General features: G+C 57.8%; 27 protein-coding genes. 7 read left to right on the forward strand and 20 right to left on the reverse strand.

Annotated elements, in window-relative coordinates; all coding sequences use genetic code 11:
• The first annotated feature begins 27 nt into the window (after positions 1-27).
• Positions 28-1,149: a cupin domain-containing protein gene (locus SERS4_RS0102740; RefSeq protein WP_017891387.1), complete on the forward strand. Its 1,122-nt coding sequence runs from the start codon at positions 28-30 to the stop codon at positions 1,147-1,149.
• A gap of 86 nt (positions 1,150-1,235) precedes the next feature.
• Here SERS4_RS0102740 and SERS4_RS0102745 read toward each other — a convergent pair whose 3' ends face one another.
• Both SERS4_RS0102745 and SERS4_RS0102750 read right to left on the reverse strand, forming a co-directional pair.
• Positions 1,236-2,114 carry a U32 family peptidase gene (locus tag SERS4_RS0102745; protein ID WP_017891388.1) on the reverse strand — a complete coding sequence of 293 codons (879 nt, stop codon included), beginning with the start codon at positions 2,112-2,114 and terminating at the stop codon, positions 1,236-1,238.
• Positions 2,115-2,125: 11 nt separating this feature from the next.
• The gene (locus SERS4_RS0102750; RefSeq protein WP_012004962.1) at positions 2,126-3,121 is read right to left on the reverse strand and encodes a peptidase U32 family protein; all 996 of its coding nucleotides are present in this window, start codon (positions 3,119-3,121) and stop codon (positions 2,126-2,128) included.
• A 221-nt stretch (positions 3,122-3,342) separates the two neighbouring features.
• On the opposite strand from SERS4_RS0102750, the gene SERS4_RS0102755 reads away from it, so the two are divergent.
• The gene (locus tag SERS4_RS0102755) at positions 3,343-3,864 is read left to right on the forward strand and encodes an SCP2 domain-containing protein (RefSeq protein ID WP_012004963.1); all 522 of its coding nucleotides are present in this window, start codon (positions 3,343-3,345) and stop codon (positions 3,862-3,864) included.
• A complete protein-coding gene (locus SERS4_RS0102760) occupies positions 3,858-4,361 on the forward strand; it encodes a GNAT family N-acetyltransferase (protein WP_017891389.1) in 504 nt (167 codons plus the stop codon). The genes SERS4_RS0102755 and SERS4_RS0102760 overlap by 7 nt, the downstream gene beginning before the upstream one ends.
• Here the strand turns inward: SERS4_RS0102760 and SERS4_RS0102765 are convergent.
• The 4 genes from SERS4_RS0102765 to speFL all read right to left on the reverse strand — a co-directional run bounded on the left by SERS4_RS0102765 (position 4,348) and on the right by speFL (position 8,672).
• The gene (locus SERS4_RS0102765) at positions 4,348-4,656 is read right to left on the reverse strand and encodes a GIY-YIG nuclease family protein (protein WP_026142167.1); all 309 of its coding nucleotides are present in this window, start codon (positions 4,654-4,656) and stop codon (positions 4,348-4,350) included. The genes SERS4_RS0102760 and SERS4_RS0102765 overlap by 14 nt on opposite strands.
• Before the next feature lie 91 nt (positions 4,657-4,747).
• Positions 4,748-6,064, reverse strand: a complete 1,317-nt coding sequence (potE, locus tag SERS4_RS0102770) for a putrescine-ornithine antiporter (RefSeq protein WP_017891391.1) — start codon at positions 6,062-6,064, stop codon at positions 4,748-4,750.
• Positions 6,065-6,127: 63 nt separating this feature from the next.
• Positions 6,128-8,290 carry an ornithine decarboxylase SpeF gene (gene speF / locus SERS4_RS0102775; protein WP_017891392.1) on the reverse strand — a complete coding sequence of 721 codons (2,163 nt, stop codon included), beginning with the start codon at positions 8,288-8,290 and terminating at the stop codon, positions 6,128-6,130.
• Between the two features lie 277 nt (positions 8,291-8,567).
• Entirely contained in the window at positions 8,568-8,672 is a 105-nt protein-coding gene (gene speFL, locus SERS4_RS26890) for a leader peptide SpeFL (RefSeq protein WP_112363015.1), read from the reverse strand.
• Positions 8,673-9,103: 431 nt separating this feature from the next.
• Here speFL and SERS4_RS0102780 point away from each other — a divergent pair, with 431 nt between their 5' ends.
• On the forward strand, positions 9,104-9,538 hold the full coding sequence (locus SERS4_RS0102780) for a YhbP family protein (protein WP_012004968.1): 435 nt from the start codon (positions 9,104-9,106) through the stop codon (positions 9,536-9,538).
• A gap of 46 nt (positions 9,539-9,584) precedes the next feature.
• Positions 9,585-10,223: an NAD(P)H-binding protein gene (locus tag SERS4_RS0102785; protein WP_017891393.1), complete on the forward strand. Its 639-nt coding sequence runs from the start codon at positions 9,585-9,587 to the stop codon at positions 10,221-10,223.
• On the opposite strand, the gene phnP is transcribed toward SERS4_RS0102785, so the two are convergent.
• From phnP to phnF, 11 genes are read right to left on the reverse strand one after another with little or no spacing between them, the layout of a single operon-like run.
• The gene (phnP, locus tag SERS4_RS0102790; protein WP_017891394.1) at positions 10,174-10,956 is read right to left on the reverse strand and encodes a phosphonate metabolism protein PhnP; all 783 of its coding nucleotides are present in this window, start codon (positions 10,954-10,956) and stop codon (positions 10,174-10,176) included. The genes SERS4_RS0102785 and phnP overlap by 50 nt on opposite strands.
• A gap of 14 nt (positions 10,957-10,970) precedes the next feature.
• Positions 10,971-11,573, reverse strand: coding sequence for a DapH/DapD/GlmU-related protein (locus SERS4_RS0102795; RefSeq protein WP_017891395.1), 603 nt, complete (start codon positions 11,571-11,573; stop codon positions 10,971-10,973).
• Complete coding sequence (gene phnN / locus SERS4_RS0102800; protein WP_017891396.1) at positions 11,570-12,139, reverse strand: ribose 1,5-bisphosphokinase; 570 nt, start codon at positions 12,137-12,139, stop codon at positions 11,570-11,572. The genes SERS4_RS0102795 and phnN overlap by 4 nt, the downstream gene beginning before the upstream one ends.
• A complete protein-coding gene (phnM, locus tag SERS4_RS0102805) occupies positions 12,139-13,275 on the reverse strand; it encodes an alpha-D-ribose 1-methylphosphonate 5-triphosphate diphosphatase (RefSeq protein WP_017891397.1) in 1,137 nt (378 codons plus the stop codon). Before phnM ends, phnN begins: the two co-directional genes overlap by 1 nt.
• Positions 13,275-13,979, reverse strand: a complete 705-nt coding sequence (gene phnL / locus SERS4_RS0102810) for a phosphonate C-P lyase system protein PhnL (protein ID WP_017891398.1) — start codon at positions 13,977-13,979, stop codon at positions 13,275-13,277. Before phnL ends, phnM begins: the two co-directional genes overlap by 1 nt.
• A gap of 16 nt (positions 13,980-13,995) precedes the next feature.
• Complete coding sequence (phnK, locus tag SERS4_RS0102815) at positions 13,996-14,784, reverse strand: phosphonate C-P lyase system protein PhnK (RefSeq protein ID WP_012004975.1); 789 nt, start codon at positions 14,782-14,784, stop codon at positions 13,996-13,998.
• Positions 14,784-15,644, reverse strand: a complete 861-nt coding sequence (locus SERS4_RS0102820) for an alpha-D-ribose 1-methylphosphonate 5-phosphate C-P-lyase PhnJ (protein ID WP_017891399.1) — start codon at positions 15,642-15,644, stop codon at positions 14,784-14,786. Before SERS4_RS0102820 ends, phnK begins: the two co-directional genes overlap by 1 nt.
• On the reverse strand, positions 15,637-16,722 hold the full coding sequence (locus SERS4_RS0102825) for a carbon-phosphorus lyase complex subunit PhnI (protein WP_012004977.1): 1,086 nt from the start codon (positions 16,720-16,722) through the stop codon (positions 15,637-15,639). The genes SERS4_RS0102820 and SERS4_RS0102825 overlap by 8 nt, the downstream gene beginning before the upstream one ends.
• The gene (phnH, locus tag SERS4_RS0102830; RefSeq protein ID WP_017891400.1) at positions 16,722-17,303 is read right to left on the reverse strand and encodes a phosphonate C-P lyase system protein PhnH; all 582 of its coding nucleotides are present in this window, start codon (positions 17,301-17,303) and stop codon (positions 16,722-16,724) included. The genes SERS4_RS0102825 and phnH overlap by 1 nt, the downstream gene beginning before the upstream one ends.
• 3 nt (positions 17,304-17,306) lie before the next feature.
• On the reverse strand, positions 17,307-17,750 hold the full coding sequence (gene phnG, locus SERS4_RS0102835) for a phosphonate C-P lyase system protein PhnG (RefSeq protein ID WP_012004979.1): 444 nt from the start codon (positions 17,748-17,750) through the stop codon (positions 17,307-17,309).
• The gene (gene phnF, locus SERS4_RS0102840; protein ID WP_026142168.1) at positions 17,751-18,476 is read right to left on the reverse strand and encodes a phosphonate metabolism transcriptional regulator PhnF; all 726 of its coding nucleotides are present in this window, start codon (positions 18,474-18,476) and stop codon (positions 17,751-17,753) included.
• Between the two features lie 231 nt (positions 18,477-18,707).
• On the opposite strand from phnF, the gene SERS4_RS0102845 reads away from it, so the two are divergent.
• Positions 18,708-19,766: a permease gene (locus SERS4_RS0102845; RefSeq protein WP_026142169.1), complete on the forward strand. Its 1,059-nt coding sequence runs from the start codon at positions 18,708-18,710 to the stop codon at positions 19,764-19,766.
• A 71-nt stretch (positions 19,767-19,837) separates the two neighbouring features.
• On the opposite strand, the gene nrdG is transcribed toward SERS4_RS0102845, so the two are convergent.
• The 3 genes from nrdG to SERS4_RS0102860 form a co-directional block, all read right to left on the reverse strand.
• Entirely contained in the window at positions 19,838-20,302 is a 465-nt protein-coding gene (gene nrdG / locus SERS4_RS0102850) for an anaerobic ribonucleoside-triphosphate reductase-activating protein (protein ID WP_017891403.1), read from the reverse strand.
• Between the two features lie 60 nt (positions 20,303-20,362).
• Positions 20,363-22,501 (reverse strand): anaerobic ribonucleoside-triphosphate reductase, encoded by a 2,139-nt coding sequence (gene nrdD, locus SERS4_RS0102855; protein ID WP_017891404.1) that lies wholly within the window; start codon positions 22,499-22,501, stop codon positions 20,363-20,365.
• Between the two features lie 272 nt (positions 22,502-22,773).
• Entirely contained in the window at positions 22,774-23,682 is a 909-nt protein-coding gene (locus tag SERS4_RS0102860) for a LysR family transcriptional regulator (RefSeq protein ID WP_012004984.1), read from the reverse strand.
• 104 nt (positions 23,683-23,786) lie between these two features.
• Between SERS4_RS0102860 and SERS4_RS0102865 the strand changes: the two genes are divergently transcribed.
• A complete protein-coding gene (locus SERS4_RS0102865) occupies positions 23,787-24,311 on the forward strand; it encodes an NAD(P)H-dependent oxidoreductase (RefSeq protein ID WP_017891405.1) in 525 nt (174 codons plus the stop codon).
• The last annotated feature ends 23 nt before the right edge of the window (positions 24,312-24,334 follow it).

Below are 24,334 nucleotides of genomic sequence, written 5' to 3' on the forward strand. Positions count from 1 at the left end.
CGTGGATCCTCTTACTGGTGTGATGATATGGCTTACCAACTGAACCTGAACTGGCCCGAGTTTTTAGAGAAATACTGGCAGAAAAAACCTGTGGTTTTGAAAAATGCCTTCCCGAACTTTGTTGACCCTATCACGCCAGACGAACTGGCGGGGCTGGCGATGGAGCCGGAAGTTGACAGCCGTCTGGTCAGCCAGACAGGGGGGCAATGGCAGGCCAGCCACGGTCCGTTTGAACATTTCGATGACCTCGGCGAAACCGGCTGGTCCTTGCTGGCGCAGGCCGTTAACCATTGGCATGCGCCTTCTGCCGAGCTGGTGCGCCCGTTTCGCGTTTTGCCGGACTGGCGTCTGGATGACCTGATGATCTCCTTCTCGGTGCCGGGCGGCGGTGTGGGGCCGCACATCGACAACTACGATGTATTCATCATTCAGGGGATGGGCAGCCGTCGCTGGCGCGTAGGCGATGCCTTACCGATGCGTCAGTTCTGCCCGCATCCGGCGCTGCTGCACGTTGATCCGTTCGAGCCGATCATTGATGAAGATCTGGAGCCGGGAGACATCCTGTACATCCCGCCAGGTTTCCCGCATGACGGATTCACCCACGAAACTGCGCTCAACTATTCAGTGGGTTTCCGTGGGCCAAACGACCGCGACCTGATCAGCAGCTTTGCCGACTACGCACTGGAAAACGATCTCGGTGGCGTGCACTACAGCGATCCTGATTTAACCCTGCGTGAGCATCCGGGGCGGGTAGAGGAATATGAGCTTGAGCGCCTGCGCACAATGATGGTCGAAATGATCAGCAAGCCGGAGGACTTTAAGCAGTGGTTTGGCCGCTTTGCCACCACGCCGCGTCATGAGCTGGATATCGCCATGGCGGAGCCGCCGTATGAGGCGCAAGAGGTGCTGAGGGCGCTGATGGACGGTGAAACCCTGACCCGTTTGAGCGGCTTGCGTGTGCTGCACATCGGCGACAGTTTCTTTATCAACAGCGAGCGTCTGGACACCGTGGACGCACGCGCGGCCGATGCGCTGTGTCGTTATACCGAGCTGGGCCGGCAGGAACTGGGCGATGCGCTGCAAAACCCGGCGTTTGTGGCTGAGCTGACGGAGCTGATGAACCAGGGCTACTGGTTCTTCAAAGAGTAGTTGCTGCTGCCTGCTTAATGGCCGGGTGGCATTACGCTTACCCGGCTTGCAAACATTCCGTTGCCTGCCTGTGGCAGGCCGTCTGATTAGGGCACCAACTCCAGCCCGGCAACCCGCCGCCAGTAACCGTTGCAATCGGCCCGATCGGTGAGGGTTAACGGCTGTGTGCCTTGCTCATTGGCGCGGAAGCGCTCGACCAGCGCCAGCGTCTCGGTGCCCTGTGGCGAAAGACGCACAATGTCCACCAACCCCTGCATACTGGTCAACTCGTTGCCCAGGTTGTAGCAGTACCCGCTCATGGTCTGGATGCCGTTCAACACAAACACCTGCTGCTGTTCTTGCGAACGCATCACTCGTCCCTGCGGGTATTTGATGCAGCAGGTTTCGCATTCATCCTTGGCACGGTCTTCCGAACGTGCAGTGAAGCAGCGCGCCGAATAGGCCAGCGGCAGGTGACCGTAGCTCAAGACTTCCACCTCAAACTGCCGGCGGAAACCCAGTTCGTCGCACTGTTCCAGCAGTTTGGTCAGCCAGTCGCGGGAAAGCTCGACCGGCATGCACCAACGCATCATGCCCTGGCGGTGCAGCAGGCGCAGGGTGTAGGCGTTGTAGCAATTCAGCGCATGACCGGCAACAAATGGCAGGCTGCGCTCGGCCGCCATGTTCACGGTGCCCAGATCGTTGGCTTCAATCAGGAATTCCCCGTTTTCCACATAGCGCTTCAGTTCGTTCAGTTCGGACGGTGCCTGCAGCAGTGCCAGGGTTGAGAGCACCACCTGTTTGCCGCTGCGGGCAATTTCTTGCGCCAGCGCCAGCCAGTCGCCGACCTTCATCTCGCGCCGCTTGGTGCAGACGCTTTCACCGAGGTAAATAATCTCCGCGCTGCTGCTTACCGCCTGCCGATAGAACTCTTCGAGCTCGGTTTTCGGCCAATAATACTGCACCGGGCCTAATGCGTATTTCATGTTTCCTCCTGCTACTGCCATTTACGGTGATAAGCACCGAGCGTGGTTTGAGTGCCTTCTGACATCGCACCCAGGGCTTCCATCCAGCCGGCGTCGGCCTGATAGGCGGCCGGGTCGGCCTGGCAGCGGTCGATGGCCTGGCGCCAGACGCGGGCCACTTGGCTCACGTAGGCCGGGCTGCGTTGACGACCTTCAATCTTCACCGATGCGATATTGGCAGCCAGCAGTTCCGGCAGCAGCTCCAGCGTATTGAGGCTGGTGGGTTCTTCCAGCGCGTGATAGCGCACGTCATCGACCAGATAGCGGCCCTTGCACAGCGTTGGGTAGCCGGCATTTTCATCGTCGCGATAACGGTCGATCAGCACACCATTCAGGCGTGACTCCATGCCCTGCGCCGTTTGCTGCCAGCGCACGTAGCGCGCCGGTGAGCAGGCCCCGACGGTATTGGGAGACTCGCCGGTCAGATAAGAGGAAAGGTAGCAGCGCCCCTCGGCCATGATGCACAGGCTGCCGAAGGCGAAGACCTCCAGCGGCACCGGGCTGGTACGTGCCAACTGCTTGACCTGGTGCATCGACAACACGCGCGGCAGCACTACCCGGCTGACATCGAAATGGCGCTGATAGAAACGGATCGCTTCTTCGTTGGTGGCGGACGCCTGCACCGAGACGTGGCGCTCCAACTGCGGGTAACGTTCGGCGGCGTATTCCAGCATCGCCAAATCGGCCAGGATCAGCACATCGGCGCCCAACTGCGCCGCCATATCTACCGCGCGCTGCCAGCGGACATAGCCGTCAGGGTGGGCGAAGGTATTGATGGCGATATGCAGTTTGCGGTTATGACGATGCACATACTCGACCGCTTCCTGCAGCTTTTTCTCGGTAAAGTTGAGGCCGGCAAAGTGGCGGGCGTTGGTATCATCTTTCAGGCCGATATACACGGCGTCGGCACCGTTATCTACCGCAGCCTTCAGGGCCGGCAGATTACCGGCGGGACAAAGCAGCTCCATAGATTTATCCTGACTCCAAGGGTTGCCGGTGGCTCTTTCACCGGCAAACGCTAATCGGGAGGCAATTTTAGTGAAAGCGTACTTAACAGGTTTTGATTTGAGGCAGCTTCTGGCGTATTGATAAAGCTGGCGGTGAAATGCACTATTTGTTGATATAGAGCGCGGCAGCCGTGTATCGCTGTGGCAAAATAGCGTATCTGTGTTGAAAGGAGTGAACGACAGTGTTGGAACAATTAAGAGCGCGCATTGTGCGCCAGGGGCCGTCGTTGCTGCGTGTACCGCTAAAATTCACGCCGTTTGCCTTGCAGCGTCAGCTTCTGGAACAGGTACTGGGCTGGCAATTTCGTCAGGCGCTGGCAGATGGCGATCTGGAATTTCTCGAATCGCGCTGGTTGAAGATCGAAATTCGCGATCTGGCGCTACACTGGTTTATGACGGTAGAAAACGACAAACTGGTTGTCAGCCAACACGCCGAAGCTGATGTCAGCTTCAGTGGCGACGCCAACGATCTGATTCTGATCGCAGCGCGTAAGCAAGATCCCGATACGCTGTTCTTTCAGCGTCGGCTGCAGATTGAAGGGGACACCGAATTGGGCCTGTATGTAAAAAATCTGATGGACGCCATCGAGCTGGAAGCCATGCCTGCGCCGTTGCGCATTGGCCTGCTGCAACTGGCCGAATTTGTGGAAGCAGGGCTGCAGGAGGGCACGGTGCAAACTTCCCGTGTGCCGGCAACATGTTAATCCGCGTGGAAATTCCGGTAGATGCGGCAGGCATTGATGCCCTGCTGCGTCGCGCCTTTGGGCGAGATGATGAAGCCGATCTGGTGCAGCAACTGCGCGAAGACGGCCTGCTGACGCTGGGCATTGTCGCCACCGACGACGAAGGCGGCGTGGTGGGTTATGCCGCGTTCAGCCCGGTGGACGTGGCCGGTGAGGATCGTCAATGGGTCGGTCTGGCACCGCTGGCGGTGGACGAAAGTCTGCGTCGTCAGGGGCTGGGCGAAAAGCTGATATACGAAGGGCTGGATGCGTTGAACGAGTTCAGCTATGCCGCGGTAGTGGTGCTGGGTGAACCGGCTTACTACGGGCGCTTTGGCTTTAAACCGGCCGCTGCCTATGGTCTGCAGTGCCGCTGGCCAGAGACCGAGGCCGCGTTCCAGGTTTACCCACTGGCGGAAGATGCCTTGCTTGACGTTAGCGGGGCGGTGGAATACTCCGAGCCGTTTAACCGGCTTTAACCTCAACGTCCGGCAGTAAATAATCCAACGAAAGAGGCGGGTGACTCACCAGCCTCTCTTTTTGCGTTTTGCTCAGTTGCTTGACCCGATATTCCAGTCTCAGCGCTTTTGAGCGATCCCCCGCCTGACAGTGAAACGCCAGCACCAGTTGGCCTTTACCCCGTAGCGCCTTGGCCCCTTTGCCCGCCTGATGCTGCGCCAGCCGCCGCGTTACGTCGGTAGTAATGCCGGTATACAGCATACCGCTGGGCATGCGCAGCATGTAGAGATGCCAGGTTGGGAGTATTTCCGTCATGAATAAGCAGCAACGTTGGTGGCCAGGGATGGAATATGATGGCATGTTCCCCGTCGTAATCCCATCCCCGGCCGCCTATGGCTTATCACCGTTAGCCTTTTTTCCCCGCCATTTCGAAACGCGGTGAAACCATACCGTACAGAGTCCAGCCGAGGAAGGTGGCGATGGCGCCCCACATCATCGCTTCCTCACCGGAACTGTAGAGGGCATAGAAACTGTACAGTGCGCCAATGCCGGCAATGATGTTGGCAATTCGCGCTTTTTTCTCCGGTACTTTCGCCACTTTCTGAATAATGATCAGTGCCGCCATCGACAGAATGTAAGGGATGATATTGGTCACCACCGCCAGATTCACCAGCACGTTGAACTGTTTATTCAGCGACGGGCTGATGGTCATCAAAGACAGCACGCTCTGGATCATGACTATGGTCAGCATGCCTTTGACCGGTGCGTCGGCCTTGCTGAGTTTGGAGAAAATTTTCGGGAAGAAGCCGCTGTCGGCAGAGGATTTGAACACCTGGGCGATGGTGAACTGCCAGCCCAGCAGTGAGCCGACGCAGGACATGATCATCAGGGCCATAATGATCTTGCCGACCGTTGGGTTGAACATGTGGGAAAACGCCAGCCCAAATGGCGCGGTTGAGTTGGCCAGGTCCATATTCGGCACGATACCGGCGATGACGTTGGTTGAAACGATATAGATGACTGCCGCGCTGAGGGTACCGCCGAGTACGGCGATCGGCACGTTACGCTCCGGGTTTTCCACCACGTCGGTATTGGCGCAGGCGGACTCCAGGCCCAGAAATGCCCACAGCGTCATGGAGATAGAAGCGCCAATGGCTTCAAAGGTCGGCACCGAGTGCGGGTTCCAGGCGGCAATATAGGCGCTGCCGCTGAACCAGTGCCAGCCGATGATCGAGATCCCCACCACCGGGATAATCACGCCCCAAACGGTGATGCCGCTGATTTTCCCGGTCAGGCGTGCCCCGCCGAAGTTGGCGACGGTAGCCAGCCATAGTACGCCAATGGTGGCTATACAGATCCCCAGCGGCGACAGGTTGGCACCAAACAGTTCGGTGCCGTAACCAACGGCGGAAATGGCGATGGCGATATTGGCGATCAGCAACGACACCCCATAGGTGTAGTTCGCCATGAAATTGCCCGATTTACCGAAAGCATATTCAGCATATCCGCCCATGCCGCCGGATTTGCGGCTGAACATGCCGCATTTGGCGAAGGCGTAGGCCAGCGCCATCGAGCCCACGGCGGTAACCAGCCAGGAAACGATAGAAATAGTACCCACTTCGGCCAGCTTGGTGGGCAGCATAATTATGCCGGAGCCCATCATGTTTACCGCAGTAAGGATCGTTAGCTGCACGACCCCCATTTTATTATTGGACTTACTCATGATCATTCTCTCTTTTATAATGCGATCCGGGCGGTGAATAAAATTCACCGCCTTGTAAGGTGATTAATTTTTCATGACATAACCGTAAGCACGGTTCCAGCCATCTTCATCCTGCTGGATATACACGCCCTGTAATTCCGGTGCGAAGCCGGGTAATAAATTGATGCCTTCTTCCAATGCCAGGAAATAACGCTGTGCAGCACCGCCCCACACTTCCCCTGGGACAACGCACAATACGCCTGGGGGATAAGGCAAGGCACCTTCGGCGGCAATTCTGCCTTCGGCTTTCGCCAGAGAGACTAATTCCACATTGCCGCGGACAAATTCGGTGTTGGCGTCTTGTGGATTCATTGCCACACGAGGGAAATAACTCTTCCTGAACATTTCTTTCTGCAGTTCTTTAACGTCGTAACTCACGTAAAGATCGTGCATTTCCTGGCAGAGTTGGCGCAGGGTATAATTTTCATAGCGCTGCTGATTGTTTTTATAAACCGCAGGCAAGACTTCACTAATTAAAGAATCTTGCTCAATATGTTTTTCAAAGCGGGCAATCAGCGCCACCAAATGCTGCATTTTGGCGATGTCTTCGGCCGGAGTCAGCAGGAACAGGATCGAATTGAGGTCGCATTTCTCCGGTACTATGCCGTTTTCGCGCAGATAGTTGGCCAGAATGGTCGCCGGAATACCGAAGTCGCTGTAGTTACCGCTTGCCGTATCAATGCCCGGCGTGGTGAGCAGCAGTTTGCACGGGTCGACAAAATACTGCGATTGGGCATAGCCTTCAAAGGCATGCCATTTTTCACCGGGAATGAAGTTGAAGAAGCGCAAATCGTTGGACATCGTCTCGGTATCATAAGACTGCCAGGCTTTACCGTCGATTTGGTCCGGCACAAAAGGTTTGATTAAGCTGCAGGTCTCCAGCAGCATTTTGCGCGCCTCAATGCCGACGCGAACGCATTCTTTCCACAGGCGTCGGCCGCTTTTGCCCTCATGCATTTTGGCGTTAACGTCCAGTGCGGCGAACAGCGGGTAAAACGGGCTGGTGGAAGCGTGCAGCATAAAGGCATTGTTAAAGCGTTTGTGGTTGCAATAGCGATCTTGTCCCTTGATATGTTTGTCTTTCTTGTGGATTTGCGAGGTCTGCGAGAAGCCGGCCTGCTGCTTGTGGACTGACTGAGTCACAATGATCCCAGGGTCGTTTTCGTTTAGCTCAAGCAGCAACGGAGAGCAGTCTTTCATCATTGGAATGAATTGCTCATAGCCGACCCAGGCCGAGTCGAACAGGATGTAATCGCACAGATGACCAATTTTATCGACCACCTGACGGGCGTTATAAATGGTGCCGTCATAGGTGCCCAACTGAATGATCGCCAGGCGGAAAGGTCTGGCTTCATTGGCGCGCTCCGGCGCGACCTCGCGGATCTGCTGGCGTAAGTAGCGTTCTTCAAAGCAGTGCGCGTCAATGCCGCCGATAAAGCCAAACGGGTTGCGGGCGGTCTCCAGATACACCGGTGTCGCCCCCGCCTGGATCAGCGCGCCATGATGATTGGATTTATGGTTGTTGCGGTCGAACAGCACCAGGTCACCGCGCGTCAGCAGGGCGTTGGTTGCCACCTTGTTTGAGGCGGAGGTGCCGTTAAGAACGAAATAGGTTTTATCGGCGTTAAACACTTTGGCGGCATGCTGCTGCGCCGCGCAGGGGGCGCCTTCATGGATCAACAAATCACCCAGTTTGACGTCCGCGTTGCACATATCGGAACGGAAAAGGGTCTCGCCAAAGAAGTCAAAGAACTGACGCCCGGCTGGATGCTTACGGAAGAATTCGCCCCCCTGATGCCCAGGGCATGCAAAGGTGGCGTTACCCATTTCGACATACTGGGTCAGCGTATTAAAGAAAGGTGGCAGCAGTTCGCTTTCATATTTTACTGCCGCAGCTTCCAACTGCTTGCCATAGAACTGGGTGTTCTTGCCACAGAGTTCAAATACGCCATGCAGGGCAGGCAGTATGGCGTTGTCCAGCTCTTCTTCGCAGCAAACCGCCACGAATAACGGGATATTCAGGCCGATCTCTTCGAGGTGAGCCACCATTCCTTGCGTGACATCCTCCACCGACAATACGATGGCGGCAATATCATTAAAATCACTCTGGTGTACATCGACAACTTCGCGAGTGGTTTCGAAGCAACTTAATGTTTTGCTATTAGCGGCAATTTTTAATTTATTCATTTTAATCATTCTTCAGGCAAAGGCATCCCGCCGGCAGGTTAATAGCCCTGTCGCTAATGCCCTCACTAAAATAAAGGCGTGAGAAGAGCGCAGTCATGCTTAATCGCAGGCCTGAGTTCATTCGGATTTTTGTTTTATGTCTTGTGTACTATAAACAGTAATTTACTTCGGCTATTTCACGGAAAAATAAAATAGGGATCCGTCCTGATATGTCAGGAAAAATAGTTCAGACGTAATAGTGACAGGCTGTTTTTAGTAACAACGAGAGAGGTGAGGGTTATCTGAAGTTAAAGAAGGCAAAGCTAAAGCAGCTACGATGAGCCATCATCATAATATGGGTTGTGCGTCTTATATGCGCCATTTTTCGATTGTTGTTTTCCATTTCTAATCCACCTTATGGAGTGAAAAGATGGCGTTATTTTAACGTGCTGCAGAGTTAAATATGTGATGCCAGTCACGTAATATGGGTTATTGATAAATAATTATTCACTTGTTATGCAGTGATGTGCATAAAGATGAATAATGGTGCTTTTTAGATATGTAAATGGTTTGATAAAAAACCAGCGAATTGAGCGCTGAATTTTATCTGCGTAGGGCCGGTAACAAAAAAAAGCATTTAAATTGCTCGCATAACACCCAGATAAATCTAATTTGTTTTTTATATGTTATAAGGTCATTTATTCATTATTTGAATATAAATGCACCATGTGTGATTGGTTAATCATCTGCGTAAAGTGGTGGCATTATCGTTATTTGTGACCGTCCTCAACAACGCAGGTAAGATGACGCGAGCAAAGGGAAGGAGAATTGACGTTGAACACGACCGAAGAGCAGCAACAAATTGCGCATTTCCTCAGCAAACAGCATGTGCTGACACTGTGCGCCGGCAATGGTATGGACATGTGGTGTGCCAACTGTTTTTACGTCTTTGATGCCGGGCAAATGGCACTGTGGCTAATGACCGAGACCCATACCCGCCACGGCGAATTGATGCTGCAAAATAGCCGGGTGGTCGGCACCATAGCGCCAAAGCCGAAGACCATCGCGTTGATCCGCGGCGTGCAGTATCGCGCCGAAGCGGTGATGCTGAGCGGTGACGAGGAGCGGCTTGCACGCGCGCGCTACTGCAAGCGTTTCCCAATAGCCAAAGTGATGAAAGCACCGGTATGGCAACTGAGTCTGCAAGAAGTGAAAATGACCGACAACACCCTCGGCTTCGGCACGAAACTGCATTGGACGCGGACCTGACGCAATAAACTATACTTTTCAGACAGATCAATCGGCGGGAGGGTATATGGCACGGGTATTTATGGTAGGGGCTACCGGGTTGGTGGGGCGCGAATTGTTGCACCTGCTGCAGGCCGATCCGCAGGTCACGGCGATCGTGGCGCCAACGCGTAAGCCGCTGCCGGCGCATGAAAAATTGGATAACCCGGTGGGTGATGACCTGTTCGCGCTGCTGACAAAGCAGGAGCAGCCGATCGATATAGTATTCTGCTGTCTGGGTACCACGCGGCGTGAGGCGGGCAGCGACGCCAATTTCCATTACGTCGATTACACCCTGGTGGTGGAAAGCGCGCTGACCGGTCGGCGATTAGGTGCGCAGCACTGTCTGGCGGTCAGTGCACTGGGTGCCAGCACGCGTTCGACCTTCCTTTACAACCGTACCAAGGGGGAAATGGAACAGGCGCTGCGTGAGCAGAACTGGCCGCGCCTGACGCTGGTACGGCCATCTATGCTGTTGGGCGAGCGCTCCTCGCCACGTTTGCTGGAGCGCCTGAGTGCGCCGTTGTTTAAATTGCTGCCCGGCAAATGGCGCGGGGTTGCCGCCAAAGACGTGGCGCAGACGCTGTTGGAGCAGGCGTTCAGCCCTGGTCAGGGTGTTAAGGTGTTGGAATCCGATCGGCTGCATTGTTACCACAGTGCACGCTGAGATTATCGAACGCCAGCTCCAGACCCGGAGGCAGTTCGTTGTCCATCAGCCACAGATCGAGATGATGGCTGATGTGTGTCAGCAGAGTGCGGCCGGGTTGTAAGCGTTGTTGGGTTTCCCGTGCGCGGGTCAGATCGTTGTGATTGCGCGGAGCCTGCGGCTGAGGCGGCAGGCTGCAGTCGAGCACCATTAAATCCAATGTTACTGCACGCAGAAAAGCCTCGGTATCCGGCGGTAAACCGACGGTATCGGTCAGATAGGCCAGCGATTTGCCTGCGGTCTGGATCAGGTAACCCAGCGTGAGTTTCGAATGTTGCAGCGGCAGCGGGGTGATGTGCAGCCCGCCCAGTTCAACCGTTTCGAAGGGGGTAAACGGCGGCTGAAATGCCAGAATGCCCGGGTGTTTGAACAAATCATCGCAGCCCTGTTCATCGGCCGGGCCATACACCGGAATAAAATTTCCGCAGCCCCAGCGTAAAGGAAATAACCCCTGTACATGATCCATGTGGTAATGTGTCAGTAAAAAACGTTGAATTTCCCCCGCCGAAAAGCGCCGTTCCAACGACGGCAATCCCGCATCCAGCAAGGTCGTTTCCCCCTGAAATTTAAGCATCGCACCGCAAGGTCTGCGCCGGAATGCCGGTTCGCGCCGCGCCCGTTGACAGACCAGACAATCACAGCCGAACACCGGGATCTGCTGGGCACCGCCGGTGCCGAGAAACGTCAGTTGCATCTGGTCACTCCCGATTATAAATACTTCTCCGCAAAGGCATGGATATCACGGAAATCCGCCAGCCGTTGTTGCAACGTCTGATGATCCCAGTGCCACCACTGGCTGCGTTCAATACGTTCAATCAGAGCGTCGTCAAAACGCATGCCGATCTTTTTGGCCGCCACGCCGGCGACAATCTCATAAGGGGCCACATCCTTGGTCACCACCGCCGCACTGCCGATTACCGCGCCGTTGCCGATGCTGACACCGGGCATCACGATGGCGTTATGGCCGATCCACACGTCGTGGCCGATGGTCACGTGGTGTTCACGCCGCCAGTCGAAGAAGGCCTCATCATCTTCCCCCAGGCCGTACTCCGAAGCGCGATAGGTGAAATGGTGCTGGGCGATGCGCTGATAGGTGGGATGGTTGCCGGGATTGATGCGCGCATAAGAGGCAATCGACACGAATTTGCCGATGGTGGCGTAAAAAATCTGGTTATGTCCGGCGGTATAGGAATAGTCGCCCATTTCGACTTCTTCGAGGATCGCATCGTCGGCCAGATGAACATACTGGCCGAGGCGGCTGCGGTTAAGCGTCACATTGTCGCCGATTTTCGGCTGCGCCAAATCATTCATGGCATGGCATCCTGTGGTTGTTTGGCTGAAGCGGGCAGTAGCGCCAACAGCGCTGCCAGGGTGTCATCAAGGTTGCCGTCGTTATCCAGTCGGCAGCAAAGGGCGGGCAACTTTTGCTGATATTCCGCCGCCCGCGCCAACCGTTGTTCTATCTGATCGGCGTTTTCACGCCCGCGGTTTTGCAGGCGTTGACGTAGAATATCGCTGCTGACCTGCAGGCACACCGGCAGCAGTTGTGCGCCATAGCGATGCTGTGCCTGTGCCAGATGGGCACGCGATCCGTTGACCACCACATCGATCCCCTGCAACAGCCACAGATCCACCTCGATGCCAAAGGCGTAATGGTGCTGATGCGCCTGCCAGTCGAGGGCAAACAAGCCTTTGGCGCGGCGGCGCAGGAACTCCGGTTCGCTGAGCGCAATATGGTTCTCGCAGCCGGCATCTGCCGGCCGGGTGATATAGCGGTGCGCCACCAGTGGGGCGCTGTCGACATCGGCGCGTAGTGCGGCCAACAGGCTGTCTTTGCCTGAGCCGGATGGTCCCATCAGATAGATAAGCTGCGCCATCAGAACACCTGCTTGCCCTGGCGCCACACGTTCTGCACGTAAACGTGCTCGCCGTGCGGTCGTACCAACACCAGATCCGCCCGCAAGCCTTCGGCGATGGTGCCGCGATCCTGCAAATCCAGCGCTCTGGCCGGGTTACGGGTGATCATCTGTACCGCCTGCGGCAGGCTGTAGCCGTTGCGCTCATCGGCCGCAATGCGAAACGCCGCATCCAGCAGGCTGGCCGGGTAATAGTCGGAGGACAGGATATCCAGCACGCCCAACGCCGCCAGGTGATGGGCTGCCACGTTGCCGGAATGTGAGCCGCCACGCACGATATTCGGTGCGCCCATCAGCACCTGCAATCCTTGTTGGTGCGAAGCAAGAGCGGCATCTTCGGTGGTGGGGAACTCGGCAATCACGCTACCCAGCGCGCAGGACTCGCTGACGTGGGCGGCGGTAGCATCGTCGTGGCTGGCGAGCGAAATTTTACGCGCCCGGCAATGGGCGGCAATGGCTTCGCGGTTCGGCGTGGCCCAGCGGGCAGAAAGCTCGACCTGCCGCTCTTCATACTCGCTCATCTGTTGGTCGTTGAGGTGATATTTGCCCTGATAATACTCACGGTATTTTTCACGCGAGGCGAACTGGCGCTGGCCCGGCGAATGGTCCATCAACGACACCAGCGACACTCCTGGCTTGTCCATCAGCTGTTCGAACAGCGGCAGGGTGCTCTCGTTGGGCAGTTCGCAGCGCAGGTGCAGCCGGTGCTCGGCGCGGTTGACCCCGGCGCGCTGGCTGTGGATCACCGCGTCGATCATTTTTTGCAGGTTTTCCAGCCGATGGCCGCCGTCACGTACGTCGCCAATCGCCACCGCGTCCAGCACGGTGGTGATGCCGTTGGCCACCATCAATGCATCATGGCTGCTCATGGCCGAATGCGCCGGCCAGTCGACGTTCGGGCGCGGGGTGAAAAACTTGTCCAGATTGTCGGTGTGCAGTTCAATCAACCCCGGCAGTAGCCAGCCGCCTTCACCGTTCAATGCCTGCGGCAACTGGCTGGGCGTATCGGCAAAGCTGCGGATCATGCCGTCGCTGACCTCCAGCGAGCCTTCGACAGTTTGATCTTCCAGCACCAGTTTCACGTTATTGATGATCATCAGAGGATCTCCAGCGCCTGTGGCGCCTGCATGTCATATAACCGGTCGGCGACCTGCTGGCGGACGCCTTCATCATGGAAAATACCGACGATCGCCGCGCCACGTTGTTTGGCCTGCTCGATCAGCGCGACCACGGCCGCGCTGTTGCGGCTGTCGAGGGAGGCGGTGGGTTCGTCCAGCAACAGGATCGGGTAATCGACGATAAAGCCGCGAGCGATGTTCACCCGCTGTTGTTCACCACCGGAGAAGGTCGACGGCGCCAGCTGCCACAGACGTTGCGGTACGTTGAGCTGATTGAGCAGCGTCTCGGCGCGTTCGCGGCATTCGGCGCGGTTGACGTCCTGTTCCAGCAGCGGCTGCATCACTACGTCCAGCGCGCTGATACGCGGGATCACCCGTAGAAACTGGCTGACCCAGCCAAGGGTATGGCGGCGTACCGCCAGGATCTGACGCGCTTCGGCCTGCACCATATCCAGCCATTCACCCTGGTGATTAACCCAGATATGGCCGCTGTCAGGCAGATAGTTGGCGTACAGTGAGCGTAGCAGAGTGGATTTTCCGCTGCCGGAATGCCCGTGTAATACCACGCATTCGCCGCTGCTGACCGTCATGTTGGCATCGTGCAGCACCGGCAGTTGCGTGCCGTGCTGCTGGTGGAGCACAAAGGTTTTGCTGAGGTGTTCAACCCGGATTTGAATAGTCATTTATCATTACCTTGCGTTACGACAGCACCGAAGAAACCAGCAGTTGGGTATAAGGATGGTGCGGATCGTCCAGCACCCGGTCGGTCAGGCCGCTTTCCACCACCTCGCCCTGTTTCATCACCAGCAGTCGGTGTGCCAGCAGGCGCGCTACGCCGAGATCGTGGGTGACGATCACTGCCGCCAACTGCATTTCCACCACCAGCGTGCGCAGCAGATCGAGCAGCCGCGCCTGTACCGAAACGTCCAGCCCGCCGGTGGGTTCGTCCATAAACACCAGCTTCGGGTGGGTCACCAGATTGCGGGCAATCTGCAACCGCTGTTGCATGCCGCCGGAGAAGGTGGTCGGCAGGTCATCCAGGCGTGATACCGGGATCTCGACGTCCTCCAGCCACTGGCCGGCCTGACGGCGAATGTCGCCGTAGTGACGCTGGCCGATAGCCATCAGGCGTTCACCGATGTTGCCACCGGCAGAAACCTGGGGGCGCAGTCCGTCGAGCGGATGCTGATGCACCACGCCCCAGTCGGTACGCAGCAGGCGGCGGCGATCGCTTTCCGCCATCGCGTACAGATCGTGCTGTTGCCCGGCCTGCGGGCGGTAAAGGATTTGTCCGTGCTGCGGTGCCAGCCGTGCGGAGATAGATTTCAGCAGCGTGGTTTTGCCGGAGCCGGATTCGCCAACGATGCCCAGCACTTCGCCGGGATAGATATCGAAAGAGACATCGCTAAAGCCCTTGCCCGGTGCGTACAGATGGGTGAGGTTAGTCACCGACAGCAGCGGTGTGGTGCTCAGAGGGGTGGAAGTCATCAGTGCTGCGCCTCTTGCGAAGGTTGCGCCAGCTGCTGCTGGCAGTAATCGGTGTCGGAACAAACGAACATGCGGCTGCCCTGATCGTCGAGCACCACCTCATCGAGATAGCTGTGGCGTGAGCCACACAGGGCACAAGGCTCGTCCCACTGCTGCACGGTGAAAGGATGGTCGTCGAAGTCCAGACTCTCCACCTTGGTGAACGGCGGCAGGGCGTAGATACGCTTCTCGCGCCCGGCCCCAAACAGCTGCAGCGCCGGCATCATGTGCATTTTCGGGTTATCGAATTTCGGGATCGGTGACGGATCCATCACGTAGCGGTCGTTGACCTTCACCGGATAGGCGTAGGTGGTGGCGATATGGCCGTAGCGCGCGATGTCTTCATACAGTTTCACCTGCATCACGCCGTACTCTTCCAGCGCGTGCATTTTGCGGGTCTCGGTTTCACGCGGCTCGATAAAGCGCAGCGGCTCCGGGATTGGCACCTGATAAATCAGGATCTGGTCTTCACGCAGCGCGGTTTCCGGGATACGGTGCCGGGTCTGGATCAGCGTGGCCTCCGGCGTGCGCTCGGTGGTGGCGACGCCGGCAACGCGCTGGAAGAAGCGACGGATGGAAACCGCATTGGTGGTGTCATCGGCCCCCTGGTCGATCACCTTCAGCACGTCGGCGCGGCCAATCACGCTGGCAGTCAACTGAATGCCGCCGGTGCCCCAACCGTAGGGCATTGGCATCTCACGGCCGCCGAACGGTACCTGATAGCCGGGGATTGCTACCGCCTTCAAAATAGCGCGGCGGATCATGCGTTTGGTCTGTTCGTCCAGATAGCCCAGGTTATAACCGGTTAATACTTCACTCATCGCGGGCCTCCTGACGTTCGCTGAATTCCTGCCGCAGGCGCTTGAGCAATTCCAGTTCGGCCTGGAAATCAACGTAGTGCGGCAATTTGAGGTGGGAAACGAAGCCGGCGGCTTCGACGTTGTCGGCGTGGGCCAGCACGAACTCTTCATCCTGCGCCGGGCTGGCGATGCCTTCTTGGTACTCGGGGCTTTGCAGCGCGCGATCCACCAGCGCCATCGCCATCGCCTTGCGTTCGGCGCGGCCAAACACCAGACCGTAGCCGCGGGTGAAATGTGGCGGCTGGTCGACCGGGTCGATAAAGCCGTTGACCATTTCACATTCGGTCAACAGGATCTCGCCGATATCTACCGCGAAACCCAGCTCTTCTGGCACTATCTCCGCCGAAACATAGCCGGTGCGGATCTCGCCGGCGAACGGGTGGGTACGGCCGTAACCACGCTGGGTGGAGTAGCTCAGTGCCAGCAGGAAGCCTTCGTCACCGCGTACCAGTTGTTGCAAGCGTGCCGAGCGGGAACAGGGGTAAACCGGCGGATTGCGGGTGATATCATCCGGCGCGCTGCCGTCATCCTGCTCCGCCAGTGCCAGTTGCTGCTGACTGAGCAAGTCGAACACGTGGGCGCAATTTTCCGGCAGCGGTTCGTCGGCCTGTGGCGCACGCGGCGCTTCGCCTTCGGCCAGCAGGGCAAAATCCAGCAGCCGGTGGGTGTAATCGTAGGTCGGCCCCAATACCTGCCCACCGGGCAAGTCCTTGTAAACCGCCGAGATACGGCGCTCCAGCCGCATATTTTCGGTCGCCAATGGCTCACTGACCGCCAACCTTGGCAGGGTGGTACGGTAGGCGCGCAGCAGGAAAATAGCCTCGACCAGATCGCCGCTCGCCTGCTTGATGGCCAGCGCCGCTAACTGCGGATCGTAGATACCGCCTTCGGTCATTACCCGATCTACCGCCAACCCCAATTGCTGTTCAATCTGCTGGGTGCCGAGCGCGGGTACGCTGTCGTCGCCGCGCCGCAGTTGTTCCTGTAACTGATGGGCGGCCTCAATGGCTTTTTCGCCCCCTTTAACGGCAACGTACATCAGCACACCTCCACATGGGTGGCCCGTGGCAGCGCCAGCAGGCGCTCACCGCAGGTCAGCAGGAAATCCAGCCCCAGCGGGAAACGCTGCGGGCGGTTAATCAGGTAATCCAGTAAGGCCTGCGGCAACGACGGCGAGATAACCCGCTGATGTTCAATGCCGGGGCCGGTCAGGCGCAGCGGGGTACCCTGTTCCAGACTGTCGATCTGTACCACCACCGTGGCGCTGAACTCGGGGGAAATCTCACTGCCGTGCGGTAACGCTTGCAAATCAGTGGCCTGCAGTTGTGCATCGAACAGGGCAAAGCACACCTCTTCGCTGTTATTGGCCAACGGAGCACCGCTATGGAAGCGAATGTTTGTTAGCACTTGCTCACTTTCTAGCGCCAGACACAGTTGAATCGGGGTTTCCTGGTCTGCCAGGGTCAGCAGTGCGGCGGTGCTGGCGGCGTTCAGCGCGCCCCAGGCCGGGCTTGCCGGCAGTGTGACGATATAGCCTGGTTCACTTAACGCCTTAAGGATCAGGCGGAAAGCCTGTTGCGATTGTTCGATCGGTTGTGCAAAACCTGTCAGTAGGCTCATCGGTTAATCCCCTCGCACCAGCGTAAAGAAGTCCACCCGGCTGGAGGCTACCGCCCGGGCACGGAGTTGGCGTTGCTCATGTTGCAAGGCCGCCAGTGGCTCAATCAGCTGCTGTTGCAGCAATTCGGCCTGCTCCGGCAGTTGCAAAAGGGCATCCGCCAGCGCACAGAGTTCGGCATGCGCCTTGTCACGTCCGGCGATATAGCTGTAGCCGTAACCGCCGTTTTCCAGTTGCACTACCGCGCGGGTGACGGTCATGTCGCCCAGCACAAAGCGGCGGCCGGTGGCACCCATGCGGCCCTGTAACTGCGCCAGGCCAATTTCCGGCGCGCGAATGGTTTGATAGCGCGGGCTGAGGTTCAGCGCCTGCCAGTGGCTGCGCAACTGGTCCGGCTGGCTGTGCGCCAATACCGACATCCAGCGTTGTCTCGGCTGTAAGGCTTGCATTCAGTGCTCCATGGTCAGTTCAATCATGTCGGCGCGTGCCAGGCTGACGGAGTATTCCGCCACGCTGTCACTGCCGGTGCAGACGTTGAGGGTGCGCACGCACAGCAGCGGCGCGTGGGTGGCTATTTCCAGCAACCGGCTCTCTTTAGCCTGCGCGCGGCGTGCGCTGATGCGCGTCTGCTTGCGGGTCAGCGGCTGGTGGATGTTGAGTTCGATAAATTCGTGCAATGAGCCACTGTGGAACTGCTGCAACGCCGGCCACCAGTCCAGATCTGGCAGATAATGGTCGATCAGGCTCATCGGCACGCCGTTGACCCGGCGCAGGGTGCGCAGGTGGATCACCGTTTCGCCTTCTTCACGCGACAGTGCACTGGCAACATGCCCATTACACGGGCGTAATACAGCGAGTAAGCGCTCACTGGTGGGGTGGCTGCCCTGCTCGAACAGGTTCTGGCTGAACCGGGTATTGGCATGCAGCGGATAGTCATAGGGGCGCATCAGCACCAAAATGCCGATGCCGTGCCGACGTTGCAGCCAGCCGCGATCCACCAATTGGTCAACCGCGCGGCGCAGGGTATGGCGATTAACCTGATAGCGCTCTGCCAGCTGTTGTTCGGAGGGCAGATAGTCACCGCAGCGGTATTGGGTACGCAGCTCTTGCTCTAGCTGCGCGGCGATTTGCTGGTAGCGGGTAGGGAAACTGGTCGGATGTCTAGATAAGTCCATCATAATAAAAACCTCGGCGTGCCGAATACCCATTCACAGGATGCTGATGATTGGCGTTGCATGATGTGTACCCTTTGGTGAAGTTGGCGTTATTCTGCCGGGGTTAAATGACAATCTGGTTACGTGTCAGTGGCGAACAGATGAACTATTTGGGACAGGCTGATGATGCGCTCGGGGCGGCGGCGCGCTAAGCTGACGTCATTGTTCACCGAACCGAACCGAGCCAACCCCATGCCACAGCCCTTGACCGCAACCGAACACCGCAGCCGCCCCTGGCCGCTGTGGAAACCGATCCTGTTTCTGCTGGTGGTGGCCGTCGGGCTCTACTACGTCAAATGGCAGCCCTATTACGGCAAGGCTTTTCTGGCGGCGGATACCCACTCGATCGGCAAATCGATACTGGCTAATGGCGACAGCAGCCCGTGGCTGGCGGCCTGGCACTATGCGCTGGTCTATTTCACCGCGGTGTGGAAGGCTGCAGTGCTCGGCGTGGTATTGGGCTCGCTGGTGCAGGTGTTAATCCCGCGTGACTGGTTGATGCGTACATTGGGTCATCCGAGGTTTTCCGGCACCCTTTTGGGCGCAGCGATCGCCCTGCCGGGCATGATGTGCACCTGCTGTGCGGCACCGGTCGCCGCCGGGCTGCGTCGTCAGTCGGTATCCAGCGGCGCAGCGATGGCATTCTGGCTAAGTAATCCGGTGCTGAACCCGGCGACGCTGATTTTTATGGGCTTCGTGCTTGGCTGGCAGTTTGCCGCTATTCGGCTGGTGGCCGGGGTGATTATGGTATTGGGCATTGCCTGGCTGGTGCAGCGCGCGACTGCCAACGACCCGCAACCTGCAGCACTGCAAATGCCGGTGATACCGCTGGAGAAAACCGAGGCACAACCCTTCTTTGGCCGCTGGCTAAAGGCGCTGTGGGCGCTGTTTTGGTCGACCATTCCGATCTACATTCTGGCGGTGCTGGCATTGGGGGCGGCACGGGTCTGGCTGTTCCCGCATGCTGACGGTGCGATAGACAACAGTCTGCTGTGGATCATTGGGCTGGCGATCGCCGGTTGCCTGTTTGTGATCCCCACGGCAGCGGAAATCCCGATTGTGCAGACCATGATGTTGGCGGGGATGGGCACCGGCCCGGCGCTGGCGTTGTTGATGACCCTGCCGGCGGTCAGCCTGCCTTCACTGCTGATGCTGAACAAAGCCTTTTCCGCCAAAGCCCTGTGCCTGACCGCCGCGCTGGTGGCGCTGTGCGGGATAGTCACTGGCGTGGTGGGAATGGGGATGGTGTAAGCGAAGATATGCGACAATGGTTAGATGCCCATCTCCCTCTCCTGAGGGAGAGGGCCGGGATGAGGGGATCCTCAACGCAGCTTATGCACCACCTGATTGGCGCTGCCGCGCCAGATCAGCGCCGGGTCTTTTAAATCCTGCACAAACTTGCCGTCAATCAGCACGTTAATCCGGTCCACAACCTGCATTTGCTGGGCATCCAGCTCTGCCAGCCGGTAGCCGGTCCACAGCCAGATATCCTTGCCGGGGCACTCGGCATGCACTCTTTTCACCAATTGCAGCACCGCCGGGACGTTGGCCGGGTGCAACGGATCGCCGCCGGACAGCGACAGGCCCTGGCGCGGAATACGCCTGTCGTTCAGATCGGCAATCAACTGGTCTTCCATCGCCTGGGTAAAAGGTTGGCCGGAGTTAAGCCGCCAGGTGCTTTTGTTGTAGCAGCCGGGGCACTGGTGTACGCAACCGGCGACAAACAGCGTGCAGCGGGTACCGGGGCCGTTGACCACGTCGATGGGGTAGTACTGGTGGTAGTTCATATTTCGCTTTCTGATGGTAGGGGCTCAGCATGCTGAGCCCTGATGCAGAGCGGCCCGGCGTTAGCCGATTTGCCCATTCCCCAGGTGTTTCACCCGGCGTTTCACTTCTTCCTGCTTACCGGCGTTGAACGGCCTGGCGTCCGGGCTGCCGAGGTAACCACACACCCGACGGGTGACGGACACCTTGGATGGCTCGTGGTTGCCGCATTTCGGGCAGGTAAAGCCCTTGCTGGTACAGGCAAACTCGCCTGTGAAGCCGCACTCGTAGCACTCATCGATCGGCGTATTGGTGCCGTAATAAGGTACGCGGCTGTAGCTGTAATCCCATACGTCTTCCAGCGCTTTCAGGTTGTGCTGCAGGTTCGGGTATTCGCCATAACAGATGAAACCGCCGTTGGCCAATGGGGGATAAGGCGCTTCAAAATCCAGTTTGTCGTAAGGATTAACCTTTTTCTCCACGTCGAGGTGGAAGCTGTTGGTGTAATAGCCTTTGTCGGTGACGCCCGGCACCACGCCGAAATCGGCGGTATCCAACCGGCAGAAGCGGTCGCACAGATTCTCGCTCGGCGTGCTGTACAGGCTGAAGCCATAACCGGTTTCTTCCTTCCAACTGTCGGTGGCGGCCCGCAGGCGGGCAACAATGGCAACCGCCTTGGCGCGCAGCGCTTCGTCGTCGTAGACGTGCCGTTGGTCACCGAACAGCGCGTTGATGGTCTCATGCAGGCCGATATAACCCAGTGAGATCGACGCGCGGCCATTCTTGAAAATGTCGGCGATATTGTCGTCCGCCTTCAGGCGTACACCGCAGGCGCCTTCCATATACAGGATTGGTGCGACCCGGGCCTTGATGCCTTCCAGCCGGGCAATGCGCGTCATCAGCGCCTTTTTCGCCAACAGCAAACGCTGGTCAAGCAACTGCCAGAAGCGGTCTTCATCGCCGACCGCCTCCAGCGCAATGCGCGGCAGATTCAGGCTGATCACGCCGATATTGTTGCGGCCGTCGTGTACCAGTTCGCCATTTTCTTCATAGGTACCGAGGAAGCTGCGGCACCCCATCGGGGTTTTGAACGAGCCGGTGACTTTCACCACCTGATCGTAATTGAGGATGTCCGGGTACATGCGCTTGCTGGCGCACTCCAGCGCCAGCTGTTTGATGTCGTAGTTCGGATCGCCGTACTGGTGATTAAGGCAGTCGCGGATGGCGAACACCAGTTTGGGGAACACCGCCGTCTTACGGTTCTTGCCCAGCCCGGCGATGCGATTTTGCAGGATTGAACGCTGGATCATCCGTGATTCCCAGCAGGTGCCCAGGCCAAAACCGAAGGTCACGAACGGCGTCTGGCCGTTGGCGGTGTGCAGGGTGTTGACCTCATATTCCAGCGACTGGAAGGCGTCGTAACACTCTTTCTCGGTGCGTGCCATGGCGTAGCCTTGCGCGTCCGGGATCTGCCACTGTTCGGCGACCTGCCGATGCTTGTTGAAGCTTTCGCTGACGAACGGGGCCAGGATCTCGTCAATGCGGTTAATGGTGGTGCCGCCATAAATATGGCTGGCAACCTGCGCGATGATCTGGGCGGTGACTGCAGTGGCGGTGGAGATCGACTTCGGCGGTTCGATCTCGGCGTTGCCCATCTTGAAGCCGTTGGTCAGCATGCCTTTCAGGTCGATCAACATGCAGTTGAACATCGGGAAGAACGGCGAGTAATCGAGATCGTGGTAGTGGATCTCGCCGCGCTCGTGGGCCAGCACTACGTCACGCGGCAGGATGTGTTGCTTGGCATAATGCTTGGCGACGATCCCGGCCAGCAGATCGCGCTGGGTGGGGATCACTTTGCTGTCCTTGTTGGCGTTTTCGTTCAGCAGCGCCATGTTGCTTTGCTCCACCAGGCCGCGGATCTCCTGGTTCAGCCGCCCGCGCAGTTCACGCGCTACGTCGCGATCGTGACGATATTCAATATAGGCGCGGGCCAGCTGCTTGTATTCGCCGGCCATCAACTGATTTTCTACCGCCTGCTGAATTTCATGGATATCAACGCGCTGCTGCTGTGACATCCGTTGAGCGACTACGCGGGCGACGGTAGCGCAGTAGTCGGCATTGACAATACCGACGGCCAGCGCGGCGCGCTCGATAGCCTGCCCAATACGTGCCTCGTCAAAAGGTACCTGACAACCGTCCCGTTTAATCACTACTGGTTTCACGTTGTTACTCCTTGTTCCCCGAGGGAGCGCTGATGCCCGGCAGGCTAAAAGCCGTTGGGTATCGGTATGATTTCGGCTTATCCACAGGGCAATGCCGCAGCGCGCAAGGGCTGAAGCGACGTGTGGATGAATTTGTGGATAACTACTATATATAGGTGTTGGTGTTTCTTAATGCACTATATATAGATATTGGCGAGATTCTTTTGACGTAGAACAAGGAAATGGAAAGAGCGGGCGTTAGCTGTACAAGCCCGAATTTTTGGCCTGAAAATTCAGGCCGGGCGGTGACGGAAATGCTCGAGCAGGAACTCAACCCAGACGCGCACCCGCGGCGGCAGATCGGCGGAGGCATAGTACAACCACAGTTGGGTCGGCCGCGGCCAGCAATCCGCCAGCACCGGCTGCAGGGTGCCTTGTGCAAAATGATGCTCTGCGTACCAACGGGCCAGGCAGACGATGCCCAGCCCGGCCAGCGCCGCATCCAGCAGCATTTCCGGGCGGCTGGCTACCAGACGGCCCTGCAGCTCCAGCGCTTTGGCTTCGCCCTGTTGTTGCAGCGGCCATTTTACGCTGCGACCGGTGGCCGGGTTGCGATGCAACAGGCAGTTGTGCTGCAACAGATCTTGCGGATCCTGCGGTATGCCGTGCTGCGCCAGATAGCCGGGCGAGGCCGCCAGCACCATCTGCATCGGGTACAAGGATCGCGCCACCAGCCGGCTGTCGGGATCGACCCGGCTGCCGATCCCCACATCAAAACCTTCCCCCACCAGATTGACCACCCGCGCATCCAGCGAAAGATCCAGGTCGATCTGCGGGTAGCGTTCAAGGAACTGCGGGATCAACGGCATCAGCATCTGGCGGCCGAAACCCGGGATCATGCTGACGCGCACCGTACCGGAAGGGGCTTGTTGCGCGCTGCCGGCGGTTTCCAGCGTGGCGGACAGTGCCTGCCACAACGGCGCTACCTGTTGCAACAGCGCCTTGCCTTCATCGGTCAGCACCACGTTGTGGGTATTACGCTGGAACAGCCGCAGCGCCAGTTTTTCTTCCAGCACGCGGATATTCTTGCTGATGGCCGCTGGCGTGACGCCCAATTGACGTGCGGCGGCGGAAAAGTTCTGCGCCTGGGCGGCTGCAAGGAAGGCCGGCAGCAGGCGGTGCACATCAAAGGGAAGCGACATAGTGGTTGATACTTTCGGTTGAAATTAAAGTGACAACTAACAGCCTACACCCGGCGCGTGAGAAATGGAAAAATGCGATATCAAATTTAAATCAAGGATCTCTTATGTCGCGCATTTTAGTGTTAACCGCCCACCGTTTTCCCGATGACTCACGGATCAACAAAGCGTTGATCGAAGCCCTACGTCCTTTGCCGAACGTGACTATTCACGAACTGATGCGTGCTTACCCGGACTATAAAATCGACGTGGCGCGCGAGCAGGAGTTGCTGCAGGGCCATGATGCGGTGGTGATGCTGTTCCCATTCTACTGGTACAGTTCCCCGGCGATCCTCAGTGAATGGCAGGACGCGGTATTAACCCACGGTTTCGCCTACGGCAGCGAAGGCACCCAACTGCAGGGTAAACCGCTGCAACTGGTGGTTACTACCGGCGGCAATCCGCAGGCTTATACGCCAGAAGGTTATAACCGTTATCCGGTGGCAGATTTGCTGCGCCCGTTCCATGCGGTAGCCAATCTGACCGGCATGGATTACCTGCCGCCGCATCTGGTGCAGGGGGTGTCTGATATGAGCGATGAACGCCTGGTGCAAGAGGCTGCCTGCGTGGTGGAACTGCTGAAAAAACTGTAGGGCGTAGCCGGCCACGCCCCGAC

Origin of the sequence: Serratia sp. S4 (assembly GCF_000347995.1) — a bacterium.
Taxonomy (GTDB): domain Bacteria; phylum Pseudomonadota; class Gammaproteobacteria; order Enterobacterales; family Enterobacteriaceae; genus Serratia; species Serratia quinivorans.

Excerpts from the sequence above, each read along its gene's own strand:
- SERS4_RS0102740 (WP_017891387.1), top strand. The coding sequence starts at position 28 with ATGGCTTACCAACTGAACCTGAACTGGCCCGAGTTTTTAGAGAAATAC.
- SERS4_RS0102745 (WP_017891388.1), bottom strand. The coding sequence starts at position 2,114 with ATGAAATACGCATTAGGCCCGGTGCAGTATTATTGGCCGAAAACCGAG.
- SERS4_RS0102750 (WP_012004962.1), bottom strand. The coding sequence starts at position 3,121 with ATGGAGCTGCTTTGTCCCGCCGGTAATCTGCCGGCCCTGAAGGCTGCG.
- SERS4_RS0102760 (WP_017891389.1), top strand. The coding sequence starts at position 3,858 with ATGTTAATCCGCGTGGAAATTCCGGTAGATGCGGCAGGCATTGATGCC.
- SERS4_RS0102765 (WP_026142167.1), bottom strand. The coding sequence starts at position 4,656 with ATGACGGAAATACTCCCAACCTGGCATCTCTACATGCTGCGCATGCCC.
- potE (WP_017891391.1), bottom strand. The coding sequence starts at position 6,064 with ATGAGTAAGTCCAATAATAAAATGGGGGTCGTGCAGCTAACGATCCTT.
- speF (WP_017891392.1), bottom strand. The coding sequence starts at position 8,290 with ATGAATAAATTAAAAATTGCCGCTAATAGCAAAACATTAAGTTGCTTC.
- speFL (WP_112363015.1), bottom strand. The coding sequence starts at position 8,672 with ATGGAAAACAACAATCGAAAAATGGCGCATATAAGACGCACAACCCAT.
- SERS4_RS0102785 (WP_017891393.1), top strand. The coding sequence starts at position 9,585 with ATGGCACGGGTATTTATGGTAGGGGCTACCGGGTTGGTGGGGCGCGAA.
- phnP (WP_017891394.1), bottom strand. The coding sequence starts at position 10,956 with ATGCAACTGACGTTTCTCGGCACCGGCGGTGCCCAGCAGATCCCGGTG.
- SERS4_RS0102795 (WP_017891395.1), bottom strand. The coding sequence starts at position 11,573 with ATGAATGATTTGGCGCAGCCGAAAATCGGCGACAATGTGACGCTTAAC.
- phnN (WP_017891396.1), bottom strand. The coding sequence starts at position 12,139 with ATGGCGCAGCTTATCTATCTGATGGGACCATCCGGCTCAGGCAAAGAC.
- phnM (WP_017891397.1), bottom strand. The coding sequence starts at position 13,275 with ATGATCATCAATAACGTGAAACTGGTGCTGGAAGATCAAACTGTCGAA.
- phnL (WP_017891398.1), bottom strand. The coding sequence starts at position 13,979 with ATGACTATTCAAATCCGGGTTGAACACCTCAGCAAAACCTTTGTGCTC.
- phnK (WP_012004975.1), bottom strand. The coding sequence starts at position 14,784 with ATGACTTCCACCCCTCTGAGCACCACACCGCTGCTGTCGGTGACTAAC.
- SERS4_RS0102820 (WP_017891399.1), bottom strand. The coding sequence starts at position 15,644 with ATGAGTGAAGTATTAACCGGTTATAACCTGGGCTATCTGGACGAACAG.
- SERS4_RS0102825 (WP_012004977.1), bottom strand. The coding sequence starts at position 16,722 with ATGTACGTTGCCGTTAAAGGGGGCGAAAAAGCCATTGAGGCCGCCCAT.
- phnH (WP_017891400.1), bottom strand. The coding sequence starts at position 17,303 with ATGAGCCTACTGACAGGTTTTGCACAACCGATCGAACAATCGCAACAG.
- phnG (WP_012004979.1), bottom strand. The coding sequence starts at position 17,750 with ATGCAAGCCTTACAGCCGAGACAACGCTGGATGTCGGTATTGGCGCAC.
- phnF (WP_026142168.1), bottom strand. The coding sequence starts at position 18,476 with ATGGACTTATCTAGACATCCGACCAGTTTCCCTACCCGCTACCAGCAA.
- SERS4_RS0102845 (WP_026142169.1), top strand. The coding sequence starts at position 18,708 with ATGCCACAGCCCTTGACCGCAACCGAACACCGCAGCCGCCCCTGGCCG.
- nrdG (WP_017891403.1), bottom strand. The coding sequence starts at position 20,302 with ATGAACTACCACCAGTACTACCCCATCGACGTGGTCAACGGCCCCGGT.
- SERS4_RS0102860 (WP_012004984.1), bottom strand. The coding sequence starts at position 23,682 with ATGTCGCTTCCCTTTGATGTGCACCGCCTGCTGCCGGCCTTCCTTGCA.
- SERS4_RS0102865 (WP_017891405.1), top strand. The coding sequence starts at position 23,787 with ATGTCGCGCATTTTAGTGTTAACCGCCCACCGTTTTCCCGATGACTCA.